The organism is Pedobacter sp. (assembly GCF_035566355.1).
Lineage (GTDB): Bacteria > Bacteroidota > Bacteroidia > Sphingobacteriales > Sphingobacteriaceae > Pedobacter.
The window spans coordinates 1-2,831 of sequence record NZ_DATMRL010000171.1; the positions used below are offsets into that span (position 1 = coordinate 1).

Below are 2,831 nucleotides of genomic sequence, written 5' to 3' on the forward strand. Positions count from 1 at the left end.
TTCCAGGCATGCTTTAATTCCGGATTGGCAATAAGAACCAAGTCTTTACTACCAATCGTTTCCACAGAATCACCAACGATCCGCTGCGCCCCTGCAGCCCCCTCCACAAAATTCAATTCATATTCAGGATGGACATGTACAGGAAAAGTAAAGGATGATTTCACACGATCGAATACTAAAAAGCAGTCTTTGTCTGTTAATGGAGATTTTTCCCGGTAAATATCTTTTAGCATAAAGGCAGGTCTGGAGCGAAAAACATAAGCAACAAATTTTCATTAGGCGCTTCAAAAATAGAAATCAAATCGGGAATTACAGAAATAAGGAAACATTAGTTTCAATAGAAGTGACTACAATGGTAGAAGATATGTGAGATACCAAAAAAGAAATGCGGTTAGCATCCGCCAATCCGCATATTCCATTATTCACCTAAAATTTATTTGTATCTATAGCTCCACTACCCAGCTTAACTCCTTATCTGTTTCTCAAGCGAACAGTTCAAGTTTCTTATCCTGATTCAGTATAGTGGAGGCAATTAATGAATCTACTAAAACTCGTTTTCTTCCACAAGTTTACCTTAACGCAAACGTTTGATAATCTGACCATTTACAACACAAACAACATATATAGTCAAGTAAAAATTTCCTTATTCTTAAAAATAAGCAACAAATAAAATATTATTGCTAACTATTTATTACAAATGCTTACTCTAAAAATAACAGCGTCAGTCATTCGAGTAGCTATTTAAATAGGAGAAAATATTAAACCTCAAAATTCACCATTACGAAAACGATTGTGCATCATTCTATAGTCTTCCTGGAGCCCTTTCTTAGCTCTCCCCTCCGCTCACCAACCAATTTTCATAACAGAGGATAAAAGTCTGGAGACTTTCTTTCTGCACCAGACAAGATTATATGCTCCCCAGGTCTGCACCAAAAAAATATGTTTTCAAGATCGAGCCTCAGAACCTTTAAGGTTCAGCAAAATCAGAAAACATATTTTTCACAAAATTCACCTCCATAAAGAGCGATCCGTGACTTTAATCTCTTAAGTGCAGAACCTGTTTCACCTCATCATAGTTTTTAGAATTAACATTTGACAATGTATGTACCCCTCCAGGGATAATGATATACCTGAATTGATGGGCATTCGATATGGAACTATAGGCATTTGTTGAGCTGGTCAGACTAATACGGATACTTCCCACTGTGTTCAACGCAGACCAGACATCAATATTAGACACCGCACCGCTCATATAAGTAATGGAAATAGGCAGGTTTGCAACCTGATCTGTTGGCCATATAACAGGATTATAACCGTTCAGTTTACCATAAACAATTACTGTACCCTGATCTAATATGGCTTGAGTAACTTTGGAAGCAGCAATATCAGCAGTAAAGTAGACAGTTCCAAAAACAGTCGTTTTGGTGTAAGTACTTGGGGTTATCCAGTCAGAGTAGATCACATTTGCTGTCCCCGGATCGCCTTTTGCACCTTTAAGATTAATAGGTGCAGGCCATACTCCGCTGGCTTTTGGTCCATAAAAAAGATAATTGGCCGGGTCCAGGTAATAATCTCCATTACTTCCAACAGAAGCTGCCGGAACGCCCGTACCACTGAGAATTTTGGAACCCGCCACTCCCGTTGCCCCGGTAGCACCCGTAGCGCCAGTAGCGCCAGCTGCACCCATAAGGCTTGTAGCTGTACCCCAGCCTGCAGCCGTTTTGGGACCATAGAGCATGCTCGTGACAGTATTAAGATAAAAATCGCCATTGGCACCTAATGTCGCGGCAGGAACAACAGTGCCTGAATAAATTTTAGTACCGTCAGCCCCAGTGGCGCCTACCGCACCAGTTGCGCCCGTAGCACCCGTGGTGCCAGCTGGCCCGGCAGGACCAATTGGCCCATCTTTGCTGCAAGAGGTAAAAACTACCACAACTGCAGTAATCACAAATAAAAAATGATTAAAATTCTTCATAAGAAAATAATTTAAGGTTCAAATAATCACCTCAAAATTGCGGCAATTGACCTGCCCCTGAAATCACATCTTTGGGTAATATAAATACATTAAAGAATATGCTCGATAAGCACTTTAGATATGGCCTGTTTACCACAATTCACATGTAACTTCAGATAAATGTTTTTCAAATGAGACCTGGCGGTATCAAAAGAAATCATTAATTCGGCAGCAATCATTTTTGAACTGTAGCCTTTAATGAGCAATTGCAGCACATCCAATTCTCTTGGTGTTAAATTATATTCTTTTGGCTTACCCTGATTAAAGCTATTCAAAACTTTACGGGCAATAGAGGGCGACATTGGTGCTCCTCCCTCCATGACCTCCTGTATCGCCTCGAAAAGTTTTCCCGGCGCTGTCTTTTTTAACAGATAGCCATTTGCACCATTGCAAAGGCATTGAAACAATTTGTCATCATCTTCAAAAACGGTAAACATAATAACCGCGGTTAAAGGCATGGCTTCCTTAATCATTTTCACACCCTTAATCCCATCTGTCCCAGGCATATCAATATCCATCAATACCACTTCAGGTTTATACACCTTAACAGCAGATGCAGCATCATTGCAATGCCCATAATCTGCCAGTACCTTAAATCCATCGGTATTGTTTAAAAGGTAAACAAGAGACTCCCTGAGCCGTTCATTATCTTCAAACAATATAATACTGATTGGATTCATTTCTCTAAATTAATCATTTAATCCATAGCAAAGCCCACTCAAATGAGTGATCCTTTGTCATATCAGAATTGTTATCCGGGTCCCCTGATCATCCGCATCTATAGTCAGGCTTCCCTTCCAACAGGCAATTCTCTTGG

The 2,831-nt window shown here is 40.1% G+C and carries 2 protein-coding genes and 1 pseudogene; all 3 read right to left on the reverse strand.

The features are described from left to right. A pseudogene (locus tag VNZ46_RS06725) lies at positions 1-233 on the reverse strand (AraC family transcriptional regulator); the annotation flags it as partial. A gap of 803 nt (positions 234-1,036) precedes the next feature. Next, the gene (locus VNZ46_RS06730) at positions 1,037-1,975 is read right to left on the reverse strand and encodes a hypothetical protein (protein ID WP_325559325.1); all 939 of its coding nucleotides are present in this window, start codon (positions 1,973-1,975) and stop codon (positions 1,037-1,039) included. 89 nt (positions 1,976-2,064) lie between these two features. Next, positions 2,065-2,694 (reverse strand): response regulator transcription factor, encoded by a 630-nt coding sequence (locus VNZ46_RS06735; protein WP_325559326.1) that lies wholly within the window; start codon positions 2,692-2,694, stop codon positions 2,065-2,067. Between the last annotated feature and the right edge of the window lie 137 nt (positions 2,695-2,831).